The 19,596-nt window shown below is 70.4% G+C and carries 17 protein-coding genes; 6 read left to right on the top strand and 11 right to left on the bottom strand.

What is annotated here, in order from left to right:
* The first annotated feature begins 83 nt into the window (after positions 1-83).
* A complete protein-coding gene (locus OG841_RS26705) occupies positions 84-2,153 on the top strand; it encodes a PTS fructose transporter subunit IIABC (RefSeq protein ID WP_328639177.1) in 2,070 nt (689 codons plus the stop codon).
* A 99-nt stretch (positions 2,154-2,252) separates the two neighbouring features.
* Positions 2,253-2,507 (top strand): hypothetical protein, encoded by a 255-nt coding sequence (locus OG841_RS26710; RefSeq protein WP_328639176.1) that lies wholly within the window; start codon positions 2,253-2,255, stop codon positions 2,505-2,507.
* Between the two features lie 65 nt (positions 2,508-2,572).
* On the opposite strand, the gene OG841_RS26715 is transcribed toward OG841_RS26710, so the two are convergent.
* The 4 genes from OG841_RS26715 to OG841_RS26730 all read right to left on the bottom strand — a co-directional run bounded on the left by OG841_RS26715 (position 2,573) and on the right by OG841_RS26730 (position 7,329).
* Positions 2,573-3,319, bottom strand: coding sequence for a DUF6227 family protein (locus OG841_RS26715; protein WP_328639175.1), 747 nt, complete (start codon positions 3,317-3,319; stop codon positions 2,573-2,575).
* Positions 3,320-3,496: 177 nt separating this feature from the next.
* Positions 3,497-4,723 (bottom strand): L,D-transpeptidase family protein, encoded by a 1,227-nt coding sequence (locus OG841_RS26720; RefSeq protein WP_371566969.1) that lies wholly within the window; start codon positions 4,721-4,723, stop codon positions 3,497-3,499.
* Between the two features lie 289 nt (positions 4,724-5,012).
* Positions 5,013-6,053: a P1 family peptidase gene (locus OG841_RS26725; RefSeq protein ID WP_371566970.1), complete on the bottom strand. Its 1,041-nt coding sequence runs from the start codon at positions 6,051-6,053 to the stop codon at positions 5,013-5,015.
* A 76-nt stretch (positions 6,054-6,129) separates the two neighbouring features.
* On the bottom strand, positions 6,130-7,329 hold the full coding sequence (locus tag OG841_RS26730; RefSeq protein WP_328639172.1) for a low temperature requirement protein A: 1,200 nt from the start codon (positions 7,327-7,329) through the stop codon (positions 6,130-6,132).
* Between the two features lie 113 nt (positions 7,330-7,442).
* On the opposite strand from OG841_RS26730, the gene OG841_RS26735 reads away from it, so the two are divergent.
* A complete protein-coding gene (locus OG841_RS26735; protein WP_328639171.1) occupies positions 7,443-7,625 on the top strand; it encodes a hypothetical protein in 183 nt (60 codons plus the stop codon).
* A 22-nt stretch (positions 7,626-7,647) separates the two neighbouring features.
* Here OG841_RS26735 and mscL read toward each other — a convergent pair whose 3' ends face one another.
* The 6 genes from mscL to OG841_RS26765 all read right to left on the bottom strand — a co-directional run bounded on the left by mscL (position 7,648) and on the right by OG841_RS26765 (position 13,321).
* Positions 7,648-8,121 carry a large conductance mechanosensitive channel protein MscL gene (gene mscL, locus OG841_RS26740; RefSeq protein ID WP_328639170.1) on the bottom strand — a complete coding sequence of 158 codons (474 nt, stop codon included), beginning with the start codon at positions 8,119-8,121 and terminating at the stop codon, positions 7,648-7,650.
* Between the two features lie 138 nt (positions 8,122-8,259).
* Complete coding sequence (locus OG841_RS26745; RefSeq protein ID WP_371570836.1) at positions 8,260-8,796, bottom strand: hypothetical protein; 537 nt, start codon at positions 8,794-8,796, stop codon at positions 8,260-8,262.
* A 181-nt stretch (positions 8,797-8,977) separates the two neighbouring features.
* Positions 8,978-9,811, bottom strand: a complete 834-nt coding sequence (locus OG841_RS26750; RefSeq protein ID WP_328639169.1) for an S-methyl-5'-thioadenosine phosphorylase — start codon at positions 9,809-9,811, stop codon at positions 8,978-8,980.
* Positions 9,812-9,910: 99 nt separating this feature from the next.
* Entirely contained in the window at positions 9,911-10,240 is a 330-nt protein-coding gene (locus OG841_RS26755; protein WP_079072329.1) for an FmdB family zinc ribbon protein, read from the bottom strand.
* Positions 10,241-10,307: 67 nt separating this feature from the next.
* Positions 10,308-11,576 carry an MFS transporter gene (locus tag OG841_RS26760; RefSeq protein WP_328639168.1) on the bottom strand — a complete coding sequence of 423 codons (1,269 nt, stop codon included), beginning with the start codon at positions 11,574-11,576 and terminating at the stop codon, positions 10,308-10,310.
* Between the two features lie 209 nt (positions 11,577-11,785).
* Complete coding sequence (locus OG841_RS26765) at positions 11,786-13,321, bottom strand: potassium/proton antiporter (RefSeq protein WP_365118523.1); 1,536 nt, start codon at positions 13,319-13,321, stop codon at positions 11,786-11,788.
* Between the two features lie 313 nt (positions 13,322-13,634).
* Between OG841_RS26765 and OG841_RS26770 the strand changes: the two genes are divergently transcribed.
* Positions 13,635-16,454 carry a penicillin acylase family protein gene (locus OG841_RS26770; RefSeq protein ID WP_365118524.1) on the top strand — a complete coding sequence of 940 codons (2,820 nt, stop codon included), beginning with the start codon at positions 13,635-13,637 and terminating at the stop codon, positions 16,452-16,454.
* A 140-nt stretch (positions 16,455-16,594) separates the two neighbouring features.
* Here OG841_RS26770 and OG841_RS26775 read toward each other — a convergent pair whose 3' ends face one another.
* Entirely contained in the window at positions 16,595-17,143 is a 549-nt protein-coding gene (locus OG841_RS26775; RefSeq protein WP_371566971.1) for a 5-formyltetrahydrofolate cyclo-ligase, read from the bottom strand.
* Positions 17,144-17,311: 168 nt separating this feature from the next.
* On the opposite strand from OG841_RS26775, the gene galU reads away from it, so the two are divergent.
* Together galU and glp are read left to right on the top strand one after the other, a co-directional pair.
* Positions 17,312-18,214: a UTP--glucose-1-phosphate uridylyltransferase GalU gene (galU, locus tag OG841_RS26780; RefSeq protein ID WP_328639164.1), complete on the top strand. Its 903-nt coding sequence runs from the start codon at positions 17,312-17,314 to the stop codon at positions 18,212-18,214.
* A 4-nt stretch (positions 18,215-18,218) separates the two neighbouring features.
* On the top strand, positions 18,219-19,541 hold the full coding sequence (gene glp / locus OG841_RS26785; protein WP_328639163.1) for a molybdotransferase-like divisome protein Glp: 1,323 nt from the start codon (positions 18,219-18,221) through the stop codon (positions 19,539-19,541).
* Positions 19,542-19,596 lie beyond the last annotated feature (55 nt).

Consider the following 19,596-nt stretch of genomic DNA (forward strand, 5'->3'; position numbering starts at 1 on the left):
GAAACCCCACACCGCTGCACCCCCGTCCCCCTCACCACCGCCCACCCCACTCCCCGGGCGATACGCGTGCGAAGGAGCCCGCGATGAGCGACATGATCACCGCGGACCTGGTCGATCTCGACCTGTCCGCCGACACCAAGGAAGCGGCGGCGCGTGCCCTCGCCGAGCGCATGGTCGCCCTGGGCCGGGTGACCGACCTGGAGGGCTTCCTCGCCGACGTGGCCGCCCGCGAGGCACAGATGCCGACCGGCCTCGACGGCGGCATCGGCATCCCGCACTGCCGCAGCGAACACGTCACCGAGCCGACACTCGCCTTCGGGCGCAGCGCGGCCGGGATCGACTTCGGCGCGGCCGACGGTCCCGCGGACCTGATCTTCCTGATCGCCGCACCGGCCGGCGCGGACGACGCCCATCTGACGATCCTGTCCTCGCTCGCGCGCCAGCTGATGAACGCCGAGTTCACGGACGCGCTGCGGTCGGCGGGGAACGCGGAGAGCGCCGCGGCGCTGATCCGCGGGGACGAGGCACCGGCGCAGGCGGCCACCGAGGCCACCGCGGGTGCCGATGAAGACTCCGTTGCGGCATCGGCGGCGGCCTCCGCCGATGCCGCAACGGCCAGTACGGCAGCGGAGCCGGCGCAGGACACGCGCCCCTTCCGGATCGTCGCCGTCACGTCCTGCCCGACCGGTATCGCCCACACCTACATGGCGGCCGAGTCGCTGGAGAACGCCGGCCGCGAGGCGGGTGTCGAACTCGTCGTCGAGACGCAGGGCTCGGCCGGCTTCACCCGGCTCGACCCGGCGGTCATCGCGGACGCGGACGGCGTGATCTTCGCGCACGACGTCCCCGTACGCGACAAGGACCGCTTCGCCGGCAAGCCCACCGTCGACGTCGGCGTGAAAGCGGGCATCAACCGCCCGGCCGAACTCATCACCGAGGTCCGCGGGAAGGCCGAGCGCGGCGAGGTCAGCGCGGCGGGCCGGCCCGGCTCCACGCCGGTCGAGCGGGCCGGCGAGTCCGGCGACAGCTACGGCACCAAGCTCCGCAAGTGGCTGATGACCGGCGTGAGTTACATGGTCCCGTTCGTAGCCGCGGGCGGTCTGCTGCTCGCCCTCGGGTTCGCGATCGGCGGCTGGCAGATCGCGAGCGCGCCCTCGGTCATGAAGCACTTCTCCTGGACCGAGATCGACAGCTGGGGCGCCCTGCTCTTCCAGATCGGCCAGGTCGCCTTCGGCTTCCTCATCCCGGTCCTCGCCGGATACATCGCCTACGGCATGGCGGACCGCCCCGGCCTCGTCCCCGGCTTCGTCGGCGGAATGATCGCCTCCAACATCGCAGCGGGCTTCCTCGGCGGTCTGGTCGCCGGTCTGCTGGCGGGTGGTGTGGTCCTCGCGATCCAGCGGATCAAGATCCCGCCGGTGCTGCGCGGCATCATGCCGGTGGTGGTGATCCCGCTGATCTCCTCGCTGATCGTCGGCTTCCTGATGTTCGTGGTGGTCGGCAAGCCCATCGCCGAGGCCCAGAAGGGCATGACGGACTGGCTCAACGGCCTCTCCGGTGCCAACGCCGTCCTGCTCGGCGTCCTCCTCGGCCTGATGATGTGCTTCGACCTCGGCGGCCCGGTCAACAAGGTCGCGTACGCCTTCGCCACCGCCGGCATCGCCGTCCAGGACCCGAGCGACTCCGCGATGAAGGTCATGGCCGCCGTGATGGCCGCGGGCATGGTCCCGCCGCTGGGCATGGCGCTGGCGACCACCGTCCGCAAGAAGCTCTTCACCCAGACCGAGCGTGAGAACGGCAAGGCGGCCTGGGTCCTGGGCGCCTCCTTCATCTCCGAGGGCGCGATCCCGTTCGCCGCGGCCGACCCGCTGCGCGTCATCCCCGCCTCCATGGCGGGCGGCGCGGTCACCGGCGCGCTGTCGATGGCCTTCGGCGCCACCCTGCGCGCCCCGCACGGCGGCATCTTCGTGGTCCCGCTGATCGGCAGCCCGTTCCTCTATCTGATCGCCATCGCGGCGGGCGTGTGCGTCACGACCGGCCTGGTGATCGTCCTGAAGAGCATGCGCAAGCCGGCCGCGGGGACGGCGGCCACCGCGGCGACGGGGGCCGCCGACGCCCCGACGGCCGATCAGAAGCAGCCGGTCGCCGCGTAACCCCTGCCCCTTTGGGGCTGCTGTGAGTTGTTCACGGCACCTGCGAGATACGTCACGGTCCGGGACCAAAGTCCCGGACCGTGGTGTCTACTGGAACGCATGCCTGAGCACGTCTCCGTCTACCAGTTGCTGGGTATGACCCTTCTCGTCCTGGTGGCCGTCGCCTGGGTGATCGGGCTGGCCGTCATGCTGCGCCGTGGCCGCCGCGAGGCCGCGCTGTGGCGTTCCGGCCATGGCCTGCCCGCCCTGCCCCACCAGCGACAGACCGGCCCCGGCCGCGAGTCCGTCGAGCTGACCCCGGCGGAGGAGGACGCGTTCGCGGGTCTGGTACGACAGCTCGGCGGCGGTCGCTGACACGGGCGCCGGAGCGGGACCTACGGGGGTTTGTACGGGGGCGCTCGTGCGGGAGCGTGAGCGGCTCAGGAGACCTGAGCCGCGCGTCGCTCCATGGCGTCGCGGGCCGCGTCCTCGGTGACGTACACCTCGCACATGTGCCGCCCGTCGGGCGTCGCCGTGTGCTCGACCTCCCACAAGGAGATCTCCGCGCCGTCGCGCAGCAGGAACGCGTGCTCGTACAGCGAGAAGCCCAGTCCGGCGCGCCCCGCCCGGCACGGGCGTCCGAACGCCTGCGTGATCTGGTGGGCGAACGCGTCCGCCAGCAGCGCGGCCGTCTCGGGGCCCGGCCGGTCCGTGTTCTCCGCCCGGCGCAGGAGCCGCCGCGCGTGGTCCGCCGAGTCATCCGGGACGTAGGCGTGCCGCGGCGTCTGCACGGCGGTGAGCTGCACCGTCACCGGCAGCTCGAAGTCCGGGGTGTCGGGCGGTAACGGCAGCCGCGCGGTCGCCGCACGCACCTCCTCCTCGTCGACGTACACCTCGTGCTGCGGAACGCTGTCCCGCGCGGTGTTGTGGACGAGCTCCCACAGAGTGAGCGCCGAACCGTCGGCGAGCAGCCACGTGTGCCGGTACGTCTCACGGTGCAGCCCCGCGCTGTGGTGCGCGGAGTGCAGCGAACTGTCGTGCGCCAGCGCGCAGTCCAGTCGCCGTATCGTCTCGTCGGGCAGCTCGAAGGAGTTCAGGGCACGACCGAGGAGCCGCGCGAGGTGCTCCTCCGGAGACTCGGGCGACTCGGGTGGTTCGTACGCTGCCGTCTCGTACGGAACGCTCAAGGTTTCTCCCGGCGTTGCTGCATGTCACCTTGTGGGTGCATACCGTAGCTCCTCGGTCGGACATCATGTCCGGGAACCGAGAAAACGTACGCCCGGAAAACGCCCGGGCCGCGCAGGAAGTTCCCACGCGGTCCGATGTTCCGTCAAAAACCCCCGGTCAGAAGGCCTTTGCGATGATCAGGAGGTGCTGACGGCGCTCCCCGCGACCCACTCGTTCCATGACAGGTTCCAGCCGTTCAGCCCGTTGTCGGGCGCCACCGTCTTGTCGGGGGAGTTCTTCACGATCACCACGTCCCCGATCTGTGAGCTGTCGTAGAACCACTTCGCCGGGGTGTTCCCCTGGCCGCCCTTCACATCCTGCAGTCCGACGCAGCCATGGCTGGTGCCCGCGCGCCCGAACGGCGGATTGCCCTTGTTGTACCAGTAGTTGCCGTGGATGAAGGTGCCGGACCGGGTCAGCCGCATCGCGTCCGGGACGTCGGGGATGTCGTACGCGTTGGCGAGGGCGACCGTCCGGCTGTCCATGCGGATCTTCTTGTACTTCTCGGAGATCACCATCTGCCCGTTGTACGTGGTGAACTCCGGGCTGCCCGTCGAGATCGGCACCGACTTGATGGTCCGCCCGTCCCGTACGACCTTCATGGTCTGCGTGTCGGCGTCCACCGTGGACACCTGGGAGCGCCCGATGGTGAAGCTGACGGTCTTCTCCTGCACACCGGTGACGCCGCCCGCGCCCTCGACCCCTTCCAGGTCGATCTTCATCGTGACCTTGGAGCCGGCCTTCCAGTACTCCTCGGGCCGGAAGTCGAGCCGCTGCGCCCCGAACCAGTGCCCGACCACCTGCTGTCCACTGCTGGACGTCACCGTGATGTGCGACTGCACGGCCTTCTTGTCGCTGATCGCCTTGTCGAAGCTGAACGACACCGGCATCCCCACGCCGACCGTCGTCCCGTTGTCCGGCGTGTACGTCCCGATGAAGCTGTGCGCCTTGGAGACGGTCGTGAAGACGGACTTCGCGGCCACGGACCTGCCGTCCGAGTCCTTCGCCGTGGCGGCGATCCGGTACTTCGTGGCACGCTCCAACTGCTCCGTGGGCTTCCAGGTCTTTCCGCCCGCGGTCATCGACCCCGGCACGTCCTGCCCCGTGCCCGCCACCGTCATCCTCACGCCGGTCAGTGTGCCGTCACTGACCTTCACGCCGGTCGAGTTGATCGACGCGCCCGTCGAACCGTTCTTGGCGGAGATGGCGATCTGCGCAGCGGAGGTCTGCGCGGGGTCCTTGCCGCCCTTGCCTTCGCTCCCGGCGTCGGAGTCGCCTCCGCACGCGGTGAGGGTGAGGGCGCCGACCATCAGGACGGCACAGGCCCCCAGTGCGCGCCGTGCTGCTATGTCCGGCGTTGTCACGAGATGCTCCATATTCGTGTGATGTGCGCTGTCCGCTCCACTCGGTGAAGAAAGAGGGACTCGGTCCCTGCCCGGGTTCCCTGACAACGCGACGAATGCCATGCCGTGACAGAACCCGGACGGGATGTGGGGGTGGGCTTGATGTTGGCCGGGGTGCCTACGGGGGTGCCGGGTCGGGTTGTCGGGCGGGTGCGGGTCCGTTGTGGCTGGTCGCGCAGTTCCCCGCGCCCCTGAGAGTTGAGGTGACCCGTGCCACGATGGACCGTTCGGGTCGCTGCAGGCATCCGCCTCAGCCCCCGACGGCGTGCCCCCCGTACAAGTCCTCATACGCCGGCCACACCCCACCCGCCCCCTCCACCGACTCCGCCGCCCGCACGGCCCGTACGATCGCCCGCGTCACCGCGTCCGCACCCGCGGCGAGCACGGAGTTGAGTGCGAGGGGATCGTCGGCGTCGAGGGGTCGCGCCCCCGTGGCCAGGGTGAACACCGTGTCGCCGTCGTGCAGCAGGTGCACCGGCCGCACGGCACGCGCGATGCCGTCGTGCGCGGTCCCGGCCACCTTCTGGGCCTGCGCCTTCGACAGTTCCGCGTCGGTGGCCACCACCGCGAGCGTGGTGTTCAGAGGCGGCGGCGCATTCTTCGACGCGGTCTCGGCGAGCCGCCGGCGCGCGGCGTCGTGCACCCGCTCCTCCGGATACCGCACCCGCCCGTCGAACAACTCCCCATACAGAACCCCCGTCTCCGGATCGGACACCGCCCCCACCGCATTGGCCACCACCAACGCCGCCACGGTGATCCCCGAGGGGAGGGCAATGCTCGCCGTCCCGACCCCGCCCTTCATCGCCCCGACCGCGGCCCCCGTCCCCGCCCCCACGCACCCCTCCGGCACCTCCGCACCGAAGGCACTCGCCGCGGCGGCCTCGACGGCGGCCCGCCCGGTCGCCGCGTCCGGCCGGGCCCGGAAGTCACCGCCGCGCCCCAGGTCGAAGACACACGCCGCTGGCACGACCGGCACCACATGCGAGGGATCCGGCCCCACCCGCACCCCCCGCCCCTGCTCCTCCAGCCAGGCCATCACCCCGGAGGCCGCGTCGAGCCCGTACGCGCTGCCCCCGGTCAGCACGATCGCCTCGACCTTCTGCACCAGGTTGCGCGGATCGAGCGCGTCGGTCTCCTTGGTGCCGGGACCTCCACCGCGTACGTCCACCGCGGCGACGGCCCCGCCCTCCGGGGCGAGCACGACGGTGGTGCCGGTGAGCCAACCGTCGCCGGTGCGCGTCGCGTGCCCCACGCGTATCCCGGCGACATCCGTCAGAGCGTCAACTGTCATGGAACCAGTCTCGTCCAGCCCCGCCGCACTCCTCAGAACCGGCGGTCCGACATCCCCGCGGACCGGCCGGACGAGGTCACGTCGCCCGAACCGGCTCCCCGCGCGTCCGGGCCGCCATACGGGCGGTCAACGTCGTCCCGGTCACCACCGCCAGCGCCGCCACGATGCCCGCAGCCGGCACCGCCCAGTCACCCAGGAAGGTGCAGCAGATCACCAGCAACGCCGTGACCGGCAGCACCAGTTGCTGCACGATGCCCACCTTGAAATACCGCGCGTGCAGGCCCCAGACGGTCAGCAGATAGAGGGCGGTCGGCAGGGTCACCGCGGACGACGCGGCCAGTGTCGAGATGTGGGCCTTGCCGACGGCCTGTTCCACGACCACCTCCAGGCCCGCCCCGATCGCGGCAGCCGAGGTGAACACCAGGTAGTGGCCGTATCCCCACAGGAACGCCTGCTTGCTGGAGCGCAGATGGCCATGGATGGGCACCACGAAGTAGATCCACCAGGCGGCGAAGATGATCAGCAGTCCGCCCATGGCGATCGGCAGCAGCTCGTCCAGCGCGTCGTTCTCGTCGATGCCGGCCTTCACGGCGACCGTGGCGGCGGCGATCGTCTCGCCGAGCACGATGATCGTGAACAGCCCGTACCGTTCCGCGATGTGGTGCGGATGCCACGACGTCGGATGGTCCCTCTCGGCGAAGGGCGGCACGCACATCTCCAGCACCGCCATCACCAGGAAGACCCAGGCCCGTCCGCCCTCGGGCAGCACCAGCAGCCCCAGCCAGCCGACCTGGCACAGCAGCACGCCGAACGCGTACCGCAGGGCCATCGTCCGTTCCGCGCCCTGGCTCGAACGCGCCACCCGCAGCCACTGCGTGATCAGCGCCAGCCGCATGATCACATAGCCCAGCAACACGGCCAGGAACTCGTGGTCGTCGAACGCCCGGGACACCCCGGCCGCCAGCACCAGAACACCGGCGATCTGCACCAGGGTGACGACCCGGTAGAGCGCGTCGTCGTTGTCGTACGCCGAGGCGAACCACGTGAAGTTCATCCACGCCCACCAGATGGCGAAGAAGACCATCGCGTAGTCGAGGACTCCCTCGCCGGCGTGGCCCTCGGCGATGGCGTGCACGAGGGCCACCCCCGCCTGGGCGATGGCCACGACGAAGCACAGGTCGAAGAAGAGCTCCAGCGGCGAGGCGACCCTGTGGGCCTCGTCCCGGCCACGGGCGGTGAGTCTGCGCAGTGGACTGCGCGTCGGACTGGACGTCATGGCCCAAGCACACCAGATGCCGACCGGAAATTCCCTCGCGCCCGTTCACGGGGCGCCCGGGTGAGGGATCCGCGGCATACGAGCCGTCGGGACCGCTGCCGTACCCTGGACCAGTGAGCACCGCCCCCGACCCCGCGCCCTCCGAGCCGAAGCCCGCGCTGGTCTTCGACGATCCGCTGGACCAGCAGTCCCCGGACGACACCGACCGAGGCTGGGGCGACCGGCCGCGCGCCGACAGCGACGGCGCGGCCGACCTGAAGCGTTTCCTCGACGAGAAGCCGCCCCACCACCTCTGAGCGAGGCGCACGGCCCGGCTCGCTAGCGCCCGTCGTGGCCCGAGCCCCGCTGCGCGACCAGGGCGTCGCGGATCTCCTTGAGGACCTCCAGCTCGGTCACCTCGATGACCTCGTGCGTGCCCTCCTTCGCCTTCCGCCGGGCCTCCATCCGAGCCAGGTACTTCGACATCGGCAGGACCATCAGGAAGTAGACGACGGCCGCGGTGATCACGAAGCTGAGCGTGGCGCCGAGAACGGAACCCCACCTGATCGGGATGCCGCGCAGCACGGTGCCGTCCGCCGCGACCTTGCACGGGGCCTGGAGACACGAACTGTAACTGTCGAGGTTCTTGGTGCCGATCGCTCCGACCAGCGGGTTGATGATGCCCTTCACCACCGAGTTGACGATGTTGGTGAAGGCCGCGCCGATGACCACCGCGACAGCCAGATCGACGACGTTCCCGCGCATCAGAAAGGCCTTGAAGCCCTCCAGGACGCTCGGCTTCTTCTCGCTCACCTAGAGGCCTCTTCTCGCACGCACAGGTTGTGGAACAAACAGCTCCGCAACCTACGTCAACGCGAGGTGACCCTGTCCAATGGGGTCGCTCGAAGGGGGCCCTTGACAGGAACTCCCGCAACGGACGGACTGCACTGCTCAACACAGCGTCACCGCCAACCGTGCCGTCGCGCTCGCGCCCGCGAGGCGTGCCGCCGTCGACCGCGGCACCGAGAGCACGACCAGTGCCCCGCCCTCGGTCACACCGTCCAGCGGCTCCGGCACCTTCGCCACCCGCGCCCCCCGCGCGACCACCCGGGCATCCCCACCCAGCGCCGACTCCTCCGCGGCGATGACGTCGACCCGATCCCCGGGGCGCAGCAGCCGGACCGTCGCACCGTCGGCGATCCGCACCGGCGCCGACACCGTCTCCACGGCACGGTGCCGGCGTACCGGCTCGGTTACCGGATGACCCCGCGCCCCGTCGTCGCCCCCCGGGCCCGCCGCCACCAACGCGGCCGCGGTGACGGCGAGGCCGAGGGCCAGGGGCCGTCCGCGGTGCCGTACGAACCGTTGTAGTTGCCGGCGCCCGCCGCGCACCCGCACCGGCGCGAAATGCGGGACCTCGCAGGTCGGGGGAGCGTCGGTACCCAGCGGGAGGGGCACGAGGGGAGAGGGAGACGGAGCGAAGGACATGAGGACCACCACCAGTGACGAGACATCGGCTTGCGCTGCCACGATGAGGCTTCGCGCCGGATCCCGCCGAGGCCGGTGGACTACCGGCCGGTTGTGGAAAACTCGCTCACCCGAACGAGAACTTCCGTCCCCGCCAGGGAAGTTCGGACTCAGGGAAGTTCGGGCTCAGGGAAGTTCGGGCTCAGGGAAGTTCGAACCCAGGATTCATGCCGCCCAGCGCGTTCACGCACAGGCAGTCCCGCTCCACGTTCGGAGGCAGCGCCGCCACCGCGTCGAACAGCACGCCCCGCAGCCGGTCCACGTTCGCCGCGAACACCCGCAGCACCTCGTCGTGCGAGACGCCCTCGCCGGTCTCGGCGCCCGCGTCGAGATCGGTGACCAGGGTCAACGACGTGTAGCAGAGCTCCAGTTCACGCGCGAGCGCCGCCTCGGGGTGGCCGGTCATGCCCACCACCGACCAGCCCTGGGCCTGGTGCCACACCGACTCGGAGCGCGTCGAGAACCGCGGCCCCTCGATCACGACGAGCGTGCCGCCGTCCACCGCCTCCCAGTCACGCCCACGGGCCGCCTTCAGCGCGGCCGCCCGCCCGACGGGGCAGTACGGGTCGGCCAGCGACACGTGCACCACGTTCGGCACACCGCCGTCCGGCAGCGGCAGCCCGTCGAAGTACGTTCCCGCCCGGGACTTCGTACGGTCGACCAGCTGGTCCGGCACGAGCAGCGTGCCCGGGCCGTACTCGGGGCGCAGCCCGCCCACGGCGCACGGGCCGAGGACCTGCCGTGCCCCCACCGACCTGAGGGCCCACAGATTGGCCCGGTAGTTGATCCGGTGCGGCGGCAGATGGTGGCCGCGCCCGTGCCGGGGCAGGAAGGCGACCCGTCGGCCGGCGACCTCGCCGAGGAAGAGGGAGTCGCTGGGCGGACCGTAGGGGGTGTCCACCTGGACCTCGGTCACGTCGTCGAGGAACGAGTAGAAGCCGGAGCCGCCGATTACGCCGATCTCTGCGTTCACCATGACCAGCACAGTATCCGGCCCCGGAAACCCGCGGCGGCCGGGCCCGGGAAACGCCGAAGACCCCGCCGTCGTACGACGGCAGGGTCCCGGAAGTGAGACCTACGCGGCGGAGCTGCTGCTGGACGAGGTGCCCGAGCTCGACGACTTCGAGTCCGAGGAGGACGAGGAAGAAGACGAGGACGACTCGGACGACGACGAGGTGGACGTCGACGGCTTCGAGGACGACGACGCCGGGGAGCTGCTCGACGAGGAGCCGCGGCTGTCGTTGCGGTAGAAGCCGGAGCCCTTGAAGACGATGCCGACCGCGGAGAACACCTTCTTGAGGCGACCCTGGCAGTTGGGGCACTCGGTCAGAGCGTCGTCGGTGAACTTCTGCACCGCCTCGAGGCCCTCGCCGCACTCGGTGCACTGGTACTGATAGGTGGGCACTGTCTTCCTCCTGGCACTCTCACTCAGTGAGTGCTAACGATGGTCCATAGTGACGTATTCCCGGGAATCAGTCCACTGCCATCGGCACTCGGTGACCGATGCCACGTGCGACGGTCCGGCCGCGGGGCCGCGCCACGAGGTGTGAACGCAGCGCCAGCAGAGTCGCCAGGGCGAGCAGCGTGCCGCCCATCGGCACCAGGAACCCGGCGCCGTCCCGGAAGCGGTCCTCCAGCTGTCCGGCGATCGTGACGGCGGCCGCCTGGCCGAGCGCCACCGCGCCGGTCAGCCAGGTGAAGGCCTCGGTGCGGGCGCCTGCGGGGACCAGGCTCTCGACCAGGGTGTAGCCGGTGATCAGGGTGGGCGCGATGCACATGCCGACCAGGAGGCCGAGGCCCGCCAGGACGAGCACCGAGTGCGCGGCCCACAGGCCGGAGGCCGTCAGTGCGAGGGCGCCGTATCCGACGATCAAGCGCCGCTGGGGGGCCACCTTCCAGGCGATGGCGCCACAGACCAGGCCCGAGAGCATGTTGCCCGCGGCGAAGACGCCGTACAGGACACCGTTCAGGCCGGGTTCGCCGATCGACTCGCTGAACGCGGCCAGCGAGACCTGCATGCCGCCGAAGACGGCACCGATGCCCAGGAATGTCACGATCAGGACCCGCACCCCGGGGATGCGCAGTGCCGAGGCGTGCTCCACGCGTGCGTGGCCGTCGACGGCCGTGACCGACGGCTGCGTGCTCTTCTGTGCGGCGAACAGCAGGCCGCCGAGCAGTGTGAGGGACGCCTCCGTCAGCAGGCCCGCGGCCGGGTGCACGGCGGTGCACAGGGCGGTGGCGAGGAGCGGGCCGAAGACGAAGGTCAGCTCGTCCGTGACGGACTCGAAGGCCGCCGCCGTGGTCATCAGGGGCGAGCCCTGAAGCTTCACGCCCCAGCGGGCGCGCACCATGGGCCCGATCTGCGGCACCGAGGCACCGGTGGGCACGGCGGCCGCGAACAACGCCCACAGGGGCGCGTGCGCCAGGGCGAGGGCCGTCAGGGACAGGCCCGCAACGGTGTGCACCAGCACGCCGGGGATCAGCACGGCGCGCTGGCCCCAGCGGTCAGCGAGACGGCCGCTGTAGGGCGCGAACAGCGCCATGGCGACACCGGTGACGGCCGCGACGGCGCCCGCCGCTCCGTACGAGCCGGTGGTGTGCTGCACGAGCAGCACGAGGGAAAGGGTGAGCATCGCGAACGGCTGGCGCGCCGCGAAGCCGGGGAGCAGGAACGTCCAGGCGCCGCGGGTACGCAGCAGCTGCCCGTATCCCGGGCGGGAGGAGGTGACCGTGGATGCCACGGCCCGTGCCTTTCTGCCGCCTGGTAGCGCGGCTCCCCTTCCGAAGGGGCGGCGCCGAGAGCTGTCCTCTTGCGCGGACTGCGGTAGATGCCGAATCCGACTGCTCAGGGACGTCTCGGCCGCCATACGGTCGCGCCAGCTCTGCGTCAGGCAGAGTTGGTTCGATCAGGGGTGCGACCTCATCGTACAGGGGAGTGCGTAACACGCTCTTAACGTGTGCCGCCACCGCCGTCCGTACCCAGCCAGTCGGCCAGCTTGCCGCCGTGGCCCACCGCGCGCAGCCGCCGTTCCGCGGCGTCGCGGACCGGGTCGGTGGCGACGACGAGCAGTTCGTCCCCGCGCCGCAGCACCGTGGTGGGCAGCGGAACGAACGATTTTCCCTCGCGGACGACGAGGGTGACCGCGGCCCCGGCCGGCAGCCGCAGCTCGTTGACCTCGACGCCGTGCATCCGGGACCCCTCGGGGATGGCGACGGACAGCAGGTGCCCGCGCAGCCGCTCCAGGGGCGCCGACTCGATGCCGAGGTCGGCGGCCTCGGGGTCCCCGCCCAGGCGCAGCTTGCGCGCCAGCCAGGGCAGCGTCGGCCCCTGCACGAGGGTGTATACGACGACCAGGATGAAGACGATGTTGAAGATGCGACGGCTGCCCTCGACACCGCTCACCATCGGGATCGTCGCCAGGATGATGGGCACGGCGCCGCGCAGTCCGGCCCAGGACATGAGCGTCTGCTCCTGCCAGGGCACCCGGAACGGCGTCAGGCACAGCACGACGCTCAGGGGTCGCGCCACCATGGTCAGCACCAGCCCGATGACGAGTCCGGGCAGTACGTCGTCGCCCAGCTCGTGCGGGGTGACCAGCAGGCCCAGCAGGACGAACATGCCGATCTGGGCGATCCAGCCGAGCCCGTCGGCGAAGCCGCGGGTGGCGGGCCAGTGCGGCAGCTTGGCGTTGCCCATCGCCATGGAGGCGAGATAGACGGCGAGGAAGCCGCTGCCGTGTGCCAGCGCGCCCGCCGCGTACGCGGTGACGGCGATCGCCATGACCGCGATCGGATAGAGGCCGGAGGCGGGCAGAGCGACGTGCCTGAGGCCCCAGGAGCCCAGCCAGCCCACCGCGATGCCGATGGCCGCTCCGATGGCCAGCTCCAGGGTTATCTCGCCGATCAGCGTGTACCAGTGCTCGACCGGGCCCACCTGGGAGAAGGCGACCACCAGGATGACCACCGGGGCGTCGTTGAAGCCGGACTCGGCCTCCAGCGTGCCCGTCACGCGCGTGGGGAGCGGGATCTTGCGCAGCACCGAGAAGACCGCCGCCGCGTCCGTCGAGGAGACGACCGCCCCGACGATGAGCGCCTGACGCCACTCGAGGCCGATCAGATAGTGCGCGGCCGTCGCCGTGACCCCGACGCTCACCGCGACCCCGCCCAGCGCCAGCGCGGTGGCGGCCGGCAGGACCGGCTTGATCTCCTTCCACTTCGTGCCGAGGCCACCCTCGGCCAGGATCACGACCAGGGCCGCGTACCCGATGACCTGGGTCAGTTCGGCGTTGTCGAAGTGGATGTCGCCGATGCCGTCCTGGCCCATGGCGATCCCGATCCCCAGGTACACGAGCAGGCTGGGGAGCCCGCTGCGCGAGGAGATCCGGACCGCTGCCACGGCGACGAGCAGGACGAGCGAGCAGACGAGGAGGAGCTGGTTGAGGTGGTGGACAGTCAGCGGCCGTTCCCTTCCCTGGCTCACCCGCATCACGCGCGCGTGAGCTCACGTACATAGGACACGAAGTGGTGGGACTCCGCATCCAAGTACTTCGTTACCTTACCTAACTCTTGACGATTTCTTGACGCTCCGCGAGGTGAGATCGAACGCTCGTCCGCGCTGGTTCCCCACTCCGCGTCAAGTCCGCCTGGGCCCTGCGCCTATGGTTGCTCCAGCGCGCAGAGCCTGCGTCACATCCCCGGCCGGGCGCGCGGCGTCTGGCGGCCGGGGATGTGACGCAGGCTCCCCGTCAACAGCACAGCCAGCCCGCCCTGCCGCTCGCGTTAGGACAGCAAGGACAGCGATGCCCCCCACCACCACCGCCTCATCGGGTCAGCAGCCCGGCAAGTCCGGCAGGAAGAAGGGGCGAAGAGCCCGTCTGATCGTTCTCGTCCTCGTCCTGGCCGTCATCGGCGGCGTCGCCTACGGCGGGTACTGGTCGGTGAGCACCGTTCGCGCCTCCTTCCCGCAGACCAAGGGCTCGATCGAGCTCGAAGGCCTGTCGGGCCCCGTGGACGTCAAGCGCGACAGCTACGGCATCCCGCAGATCTACGCCTCCTCGGACGCGGACCTGTTCATGGCGCAGGGCTACGTCCAGGCGCAGGACCGCTTCTACGAGATGGACGTGCGCCGCCACATGACCTCCGGGCGCCTGTCGGAGATGTTCGGCAAGGGTCAGGTCGACGACGACGAGTTCCTGCGCACCCTGGGCTGGGACCGGGTCGCGAAGAAGGAGTACGACACCAAGCTGTCGGCCTCCACCAAGAAGTACCTCCAGGCCTACGCCAAGGGAGTCAACGCCTACCTCCGGGGCAAGAGCGGCAAGGACATCTCCCTGGAGTACGCGGCGCTCGGCTTCAAGAACGACTACAAGCCCGCGGAGTGGACCCCGGTCGACTCGGTCGCGTGGCTGAAGGCCATGGCCTGGGACCTGCGCGGCAACATGCAGGACGAGATAGACCGCGCCCTGATGACGAGCCGCCTCGGCCCGAAGCAGGTCGCCGACCTGTACCCCGACTACCCGTACAGCCGGAACCAGACGATCGTCCAGGAGGGTCAGTACAACGAGCTGACCCAGACGTTCGAGCAGAACGGCAGCACGGAGAACAGCGGGACGACCGGCACCGGCACTTCCTCGAGCGGCTCCGGAACGTCCACGAGCGGCACTACGGGCACGTCGTCGGCCTCCACCGCGTCGTCGACCTCCTCCTCGACCGCCTCGGCGCTCCAGAGCCAGCTCTCGGGCCTCTACAACGTCCTGGACGACGTCCCCACGGCCGTCGGCGTCAACGGCCAGGGCATCGGCTCCAACTCCTGGGTCGTCGACGGCTCGCACACCATCACCGGCAAGCCGCTGCTGGCCAACGACCCGCACCTGTCGGCCTCCCTGCCGTCCGTGTGGTACCAGATGGGCCTGCACTGCCGGACCGTCTCCAGCACGTGCCAGTACGACGTCTCCGGCTACACCTTCGCGGGCATGCCCGGCGTGGTCGTCGGCCACAACGCGAAGATCGCCTGGGGCATGACGAACTCCGGCGTCGACGTCACCGACCTCTACCTGGAGAAGCTCTCCGGCGACGGCTACCTCTACGACGGCGAGACCAAGCCCTTCACCACGCGCGAGGAGACCATCAAGGTCGCCGGCGGTGAGTCCAAGAAGATCGTCGTCCGTGAGACGAACAACGGCCCCCTGCTCTCCGACCGCTACGACGAACTCGTGAAGGTCGGCAAGAAGGCCACCGTCGACAACGCGGCCCCCGACCGCGGCGACGGCTACGGCGTCGCCCTGCGCTGGACCGCGCTCGACCCCGGCACTTCCATGGACGCCGTGTTCGCGATGGACAAGGCGTCGAACTGGAGCGATTTCCGCGCGGCGGCGGCCCTGTTCGACGTGCCCTCGCAGAATCTCGTCTACGCCGACTCCGAGAACATCGGTTACACGCTGCCCGGCCGCATCCCGATCCGCGCGAAGGGCGACACCGGCGCGATCCCGGCGCCTGGCTGGGACCCCAAGTACGCCTGGACCGGCAAGTACATCGAGCAGGACGAGCTGCCCTACGAGTACAACCCGTCGCGCGGCTACATCGTCACCGCCAACCAGGCCGTGATCGACAAGGACAAGTACCCCTACACGCTCACCACGGACTGGGGCTACGGCACCCGCAGCCGGCGCATCACCGATCTGATCGAGCAGAAGATCAAGGGCGGCGGCAAGGTCTCCACCGACGACATGCGCCAGATGCAGCTCGACAACAGCAGCGAGATCGCCAAGCTGCTCGTGCCCAAGCTCCTGAAGATCGACCTCAAGGACAAGGACGTCCGTCAGGCGCAGGAGCTGCTGGAGGGCTGGGACTACACCCAGGACGCCGACTCGGCGGCGGCCGCCTACTTCAACGCGGTCTGGCGCAACATCCTCAAGCTCGCCTTCGGCAACAAGCTGCCCAAGGAGCTGCGGGTCAAGGGCCAGTGCCTGTGGGTCGACCCCATCAACACCACCGGGCCCGCGGACGAGGCGGACAAGGTCCGCGAGTGCGGCCAGCGTGACGCCGACCAGGCACAGCCGGACGGCGGCGACCGCTGGTTCGAGGTCGTGCGCAACCTCATGGACGACGAGAACAGCGACTGGTGGAAGACCCCGAAGGGCGTCGGTGACCGCCCCAAGGCCGACAACCGCGACGAGCTGTTCGAGCGCGCCATGATCGACGCCCGCTGGGAGCTGACCGCCAAGCTCGGCAAGGACATCGACACCTGGAGCTGGGGCCGGCTGCACCGCCTGTTCCTGAAGAACCAGACCCTGGGCACCGATGGCCCCGGCATCGTGAAGTACCTGCTCAACCGCGGCCCCTGGAAGCTCAGCGGCGGCGAGGCGACGGTCAACGCGACCGGCTGGAACGCCGCGGGCGGCTACGGCGTCGTCTGGGTGCCGTCGATGCGCATGGTGGTCAACCTCGGCGACCTCGACAAGTCGAAGTGGATCAACCTCACCGGCGCCTCCGGGCACGCCTACAGCGCGCACTACACCGACCAGACCGGCAAATGGGCCAAGGGCGAGCTGCTGGACTGGTCGTTCTCGGACGACGCCGTCGACAAGAGCACGACCGACACACTGGTGCTGAAGCCGTGAGCCTCCGGCGGTAGTGCGAAGAAGGGGCCCGTCACACGCGCGTGTGGCGGGCCCCTTCTTCGCACGCCGGGCACTGCGCGGCGGCACGGGGGCGGCACGTGGCCGAGGGGCGCACGCCATCCCGTGCGCCCCCTGGACGTTCATGCCCCGCTACGGAAGCGGCGCACGCCCGACGGCGTCACCACCGCGTGCACCAGCCGGTCATGCGCCTCCTCCGGGACATGCGCGACGACCTCGGAGTCGTACAGGAGTACCACCAGCGCCGGTCGTGCGCCCGCGCGCTCCAGGCGCGCGAGCACCCGGTCGTACGACCCCCCGCCGCGCCCCAGGCGCAGCCCGCGCCCGTCCACCGCCAGGCCGGGCAGCAGCACCACGTCGGCGCTGGTCACGGCGTCCGGGCCCAGCCGCTCGCCGGAGGGCTCGAAGAGGGCCATCTTCCCGCCGTGCTGGACGCGCGCGACGGAGCCCTCGCCGGTGTAGGCGCCCCAGTCCAGATCGTTGTCCGGCAGAAGCGCCGGGAGGAGAACACGCACGCCCCGCTCGCGCAGCGCGTCAAGGAGCGTGAGCGTGCCTGGTTCGCTCCCCACCGAGACGTACGCCGCCACCGTGCGCGCACGCGCCAGTTCGGGCAGCTCAAGGGCCCGATCGGCCAGTGCGGCCGCCGCTTCTCGCACGTCATCGGCCGTCAACCTGTTCCTCACTGCTAGGTATTCTTGCCGCAACGTTCGCTTGTCAGGCTCGGTGGGACGTCCGATGTGACTCAAGGTCTGCACCCATACCCTTCCAATACGCTCATATAAGAGCTTATTAACCGGAGCCCCAGATTCCAGGCAAAGGCACCGGATAGGGTGGCGAACATGACTCAGTCGCACCCCCGGATCAGCAAGGCTGTCATTCCGGCAGCAGGGCTCGGCACCCGCTTCCTGCCGGCGACCAAGGCCACTCCCAAGGAGATGCTGCCGGTGGTCGACAAGCCCGCGATCCAGTACGTGGTCGAGGAGGCCGTCTCGGCGGGCCTCGATGACGTCCTCATGATCACGGGACGCAACAAGCGCCCCCTGGAGGACCACTTCGACCGCAACTACGAGCTCGAGTCCGCCCTCCAGAAGAAGGGCGACGCCGGCCGGCTCGCCAAGGTCCAGGAGTCCAGCGACCTCGCCACGATGCACTACGTGCGCCAGGGCGACCCCCGCGGCCTCGGCCACGCCGTCCTGTGCGCGGCCCCCCACGTGGGCCACGAGCCTTTCGCCGTCCTCCTCGGCGACGACCTGATCGACGCCCGCGACCCCCTGCTCAAGCGGATGATCGAGGTGCAGGAGCAGTACGGCGGCAGCGTCATCGCGCTGATGGAGGTCGCGCCCGAGCAGATCCACCTCTACGGCTGTGCCGTCGTCGAGGAGACCGAGGACAGCGACGTCGTCCGGGTGGGCGGCCTGGTCGAGAAGCCGGAGGCGTCCGACGCCCCGTCGAACTACGCGGTCATCGGCCGGTACGTTCTCGACCCGCACATCTTCGACATACTCCGCACGACCGAGCCGGGCCGGGGCAACGAGATCCAGCTCACCGACGCCCTCCAGCAGCTCGCACAGGACGAGAAGGTCGGCGGCCCGGTGCACGGCGTCGTCTTCAAGGGCCGCCGCTATGACACCGGGGACCGCGGCGACTATCTGCGTGCCATTGTCAGACTCGCGTGCGAACGTGAAGACCTGGGCCCGGACTTCCGGACCTGGCTTCGCAGTTTCGTAGCCGAGGAGATGTAGCGAGTTGAGCAGCGCCGCGAGCCGCCCCACCGACCAGGACCACCTCTGGTCGGTGGACGAACACCTGGAGGACATCCTCGCGACCGTCCGCCCCCTCGAACCCATCGAGCTGCAGCTGCTCGACGCCCAGGGCTGCGTCCTGGTCGAGGACGTCACGGTCCCGGTGTCCCTGCCGCCGTTCGACAACAGCTCCATGGACGGGTACGCGGTGCGGGTCGCGGACGTGGCGGGCGCGAGCGAGGAGTTCCCGGCCGTCCTGGACGTCGTCGGGGACGTCGCGGCGGGCGAGGCGGAGTTGCTGCAGGTCGGTCCCGGGCAGGCCGCCCGCATCATGACCGGCGCCCCGCTGCCGCCCGGCGCCGAGACCGTCGTCCCCGTCGAGTGGACCGACGGAGGCCTCGGCGAGGGCCCGGTGACCGGGATGCGTGCCCGCAGTCTCGCCCCCGAGGGCGCCGAGGGACAGGTGCACGTGTACCGGCCCGCCGAGGCACGCGCGCACGTGCGCGCCGAGGGCAGCGACGTGCGGGCCGGCGACCGCGCCCTGGACGCCGGCACCGTCCTCGGCCCCCCGCAGATCGCCCTGCTCGCCGCCATCGGCCGCGGCACCGTCCGCGTGCGCCCGCGCCCGCGCGTGGTCGTCATGTCCACCGGCAGCGAACTCGTCCAGCCCGACGAGAGCCTGGGCACCGGCCAGATCTACGACTCCAACAGCTTCGCCCTCACCGCGGCCGCCCGGGACGCCGGCGCCATCGCCTACCGCGTGGGCGCCGTCGCCGACGACGCCGAGACCCTGCGCTCCACCATCGAGGACCAGCTCGTCCGCGCCGACCTCGTGGTCACCACGGGCGGCGTGAGCGTCGGGGCCTACGACGTCGTCAAGGAGGCGCTCTCCTCCGTCGGCGACGAGGACGAGCCCGGCAGCGGCGTCGACTTCCGCAAGCTCGCCATGCAGCCCGGCAAGCCGCAGGGCTTCGGCTCCATCGGCCCCGACCACACCCCGCTGCTGGCCCTGCCGGGCAACCCGGTGTCGTCGTACGTCTCCTTCGAACTGTTCGTCCGCCCCGCGATCCGCACCCTCATGGGCCTCGACGACGTCCACCGGCCGCGGACCAGGGCGACCCTGACCGCGGACAAGGCGCTGACCTCGCCCAAGGGACGCCGGCAGTTCCTGCGCGGTGCCTACGCCGACGGCTCGGTCGGCCCGGTCGGCGGCGCCGGCTCCCATCTGGTGGCCGCCCTCGCGCAGGCCAACGCGCTGATCGTCGTCCCGGAGGACGTGGAGTCCGTCGAGCCCGGGACCGAGGTCGAAGTGGTCCAGCTCGGCTGAGCACCCCTGGTTGGCGGTACCGTGTCGCGCACAACAGGCCGGACCGGGAGCGCCG

This window comes from Streptomyces canus (assembly GCF_041435015.1).
Taxonomy (GTDB): domain Bacteria; phylum Actinomycetota; class Actinomycetes; order Streptomycetales; family Streptomycetaceae; genus Streptomyces; species Streptomyces canus_G.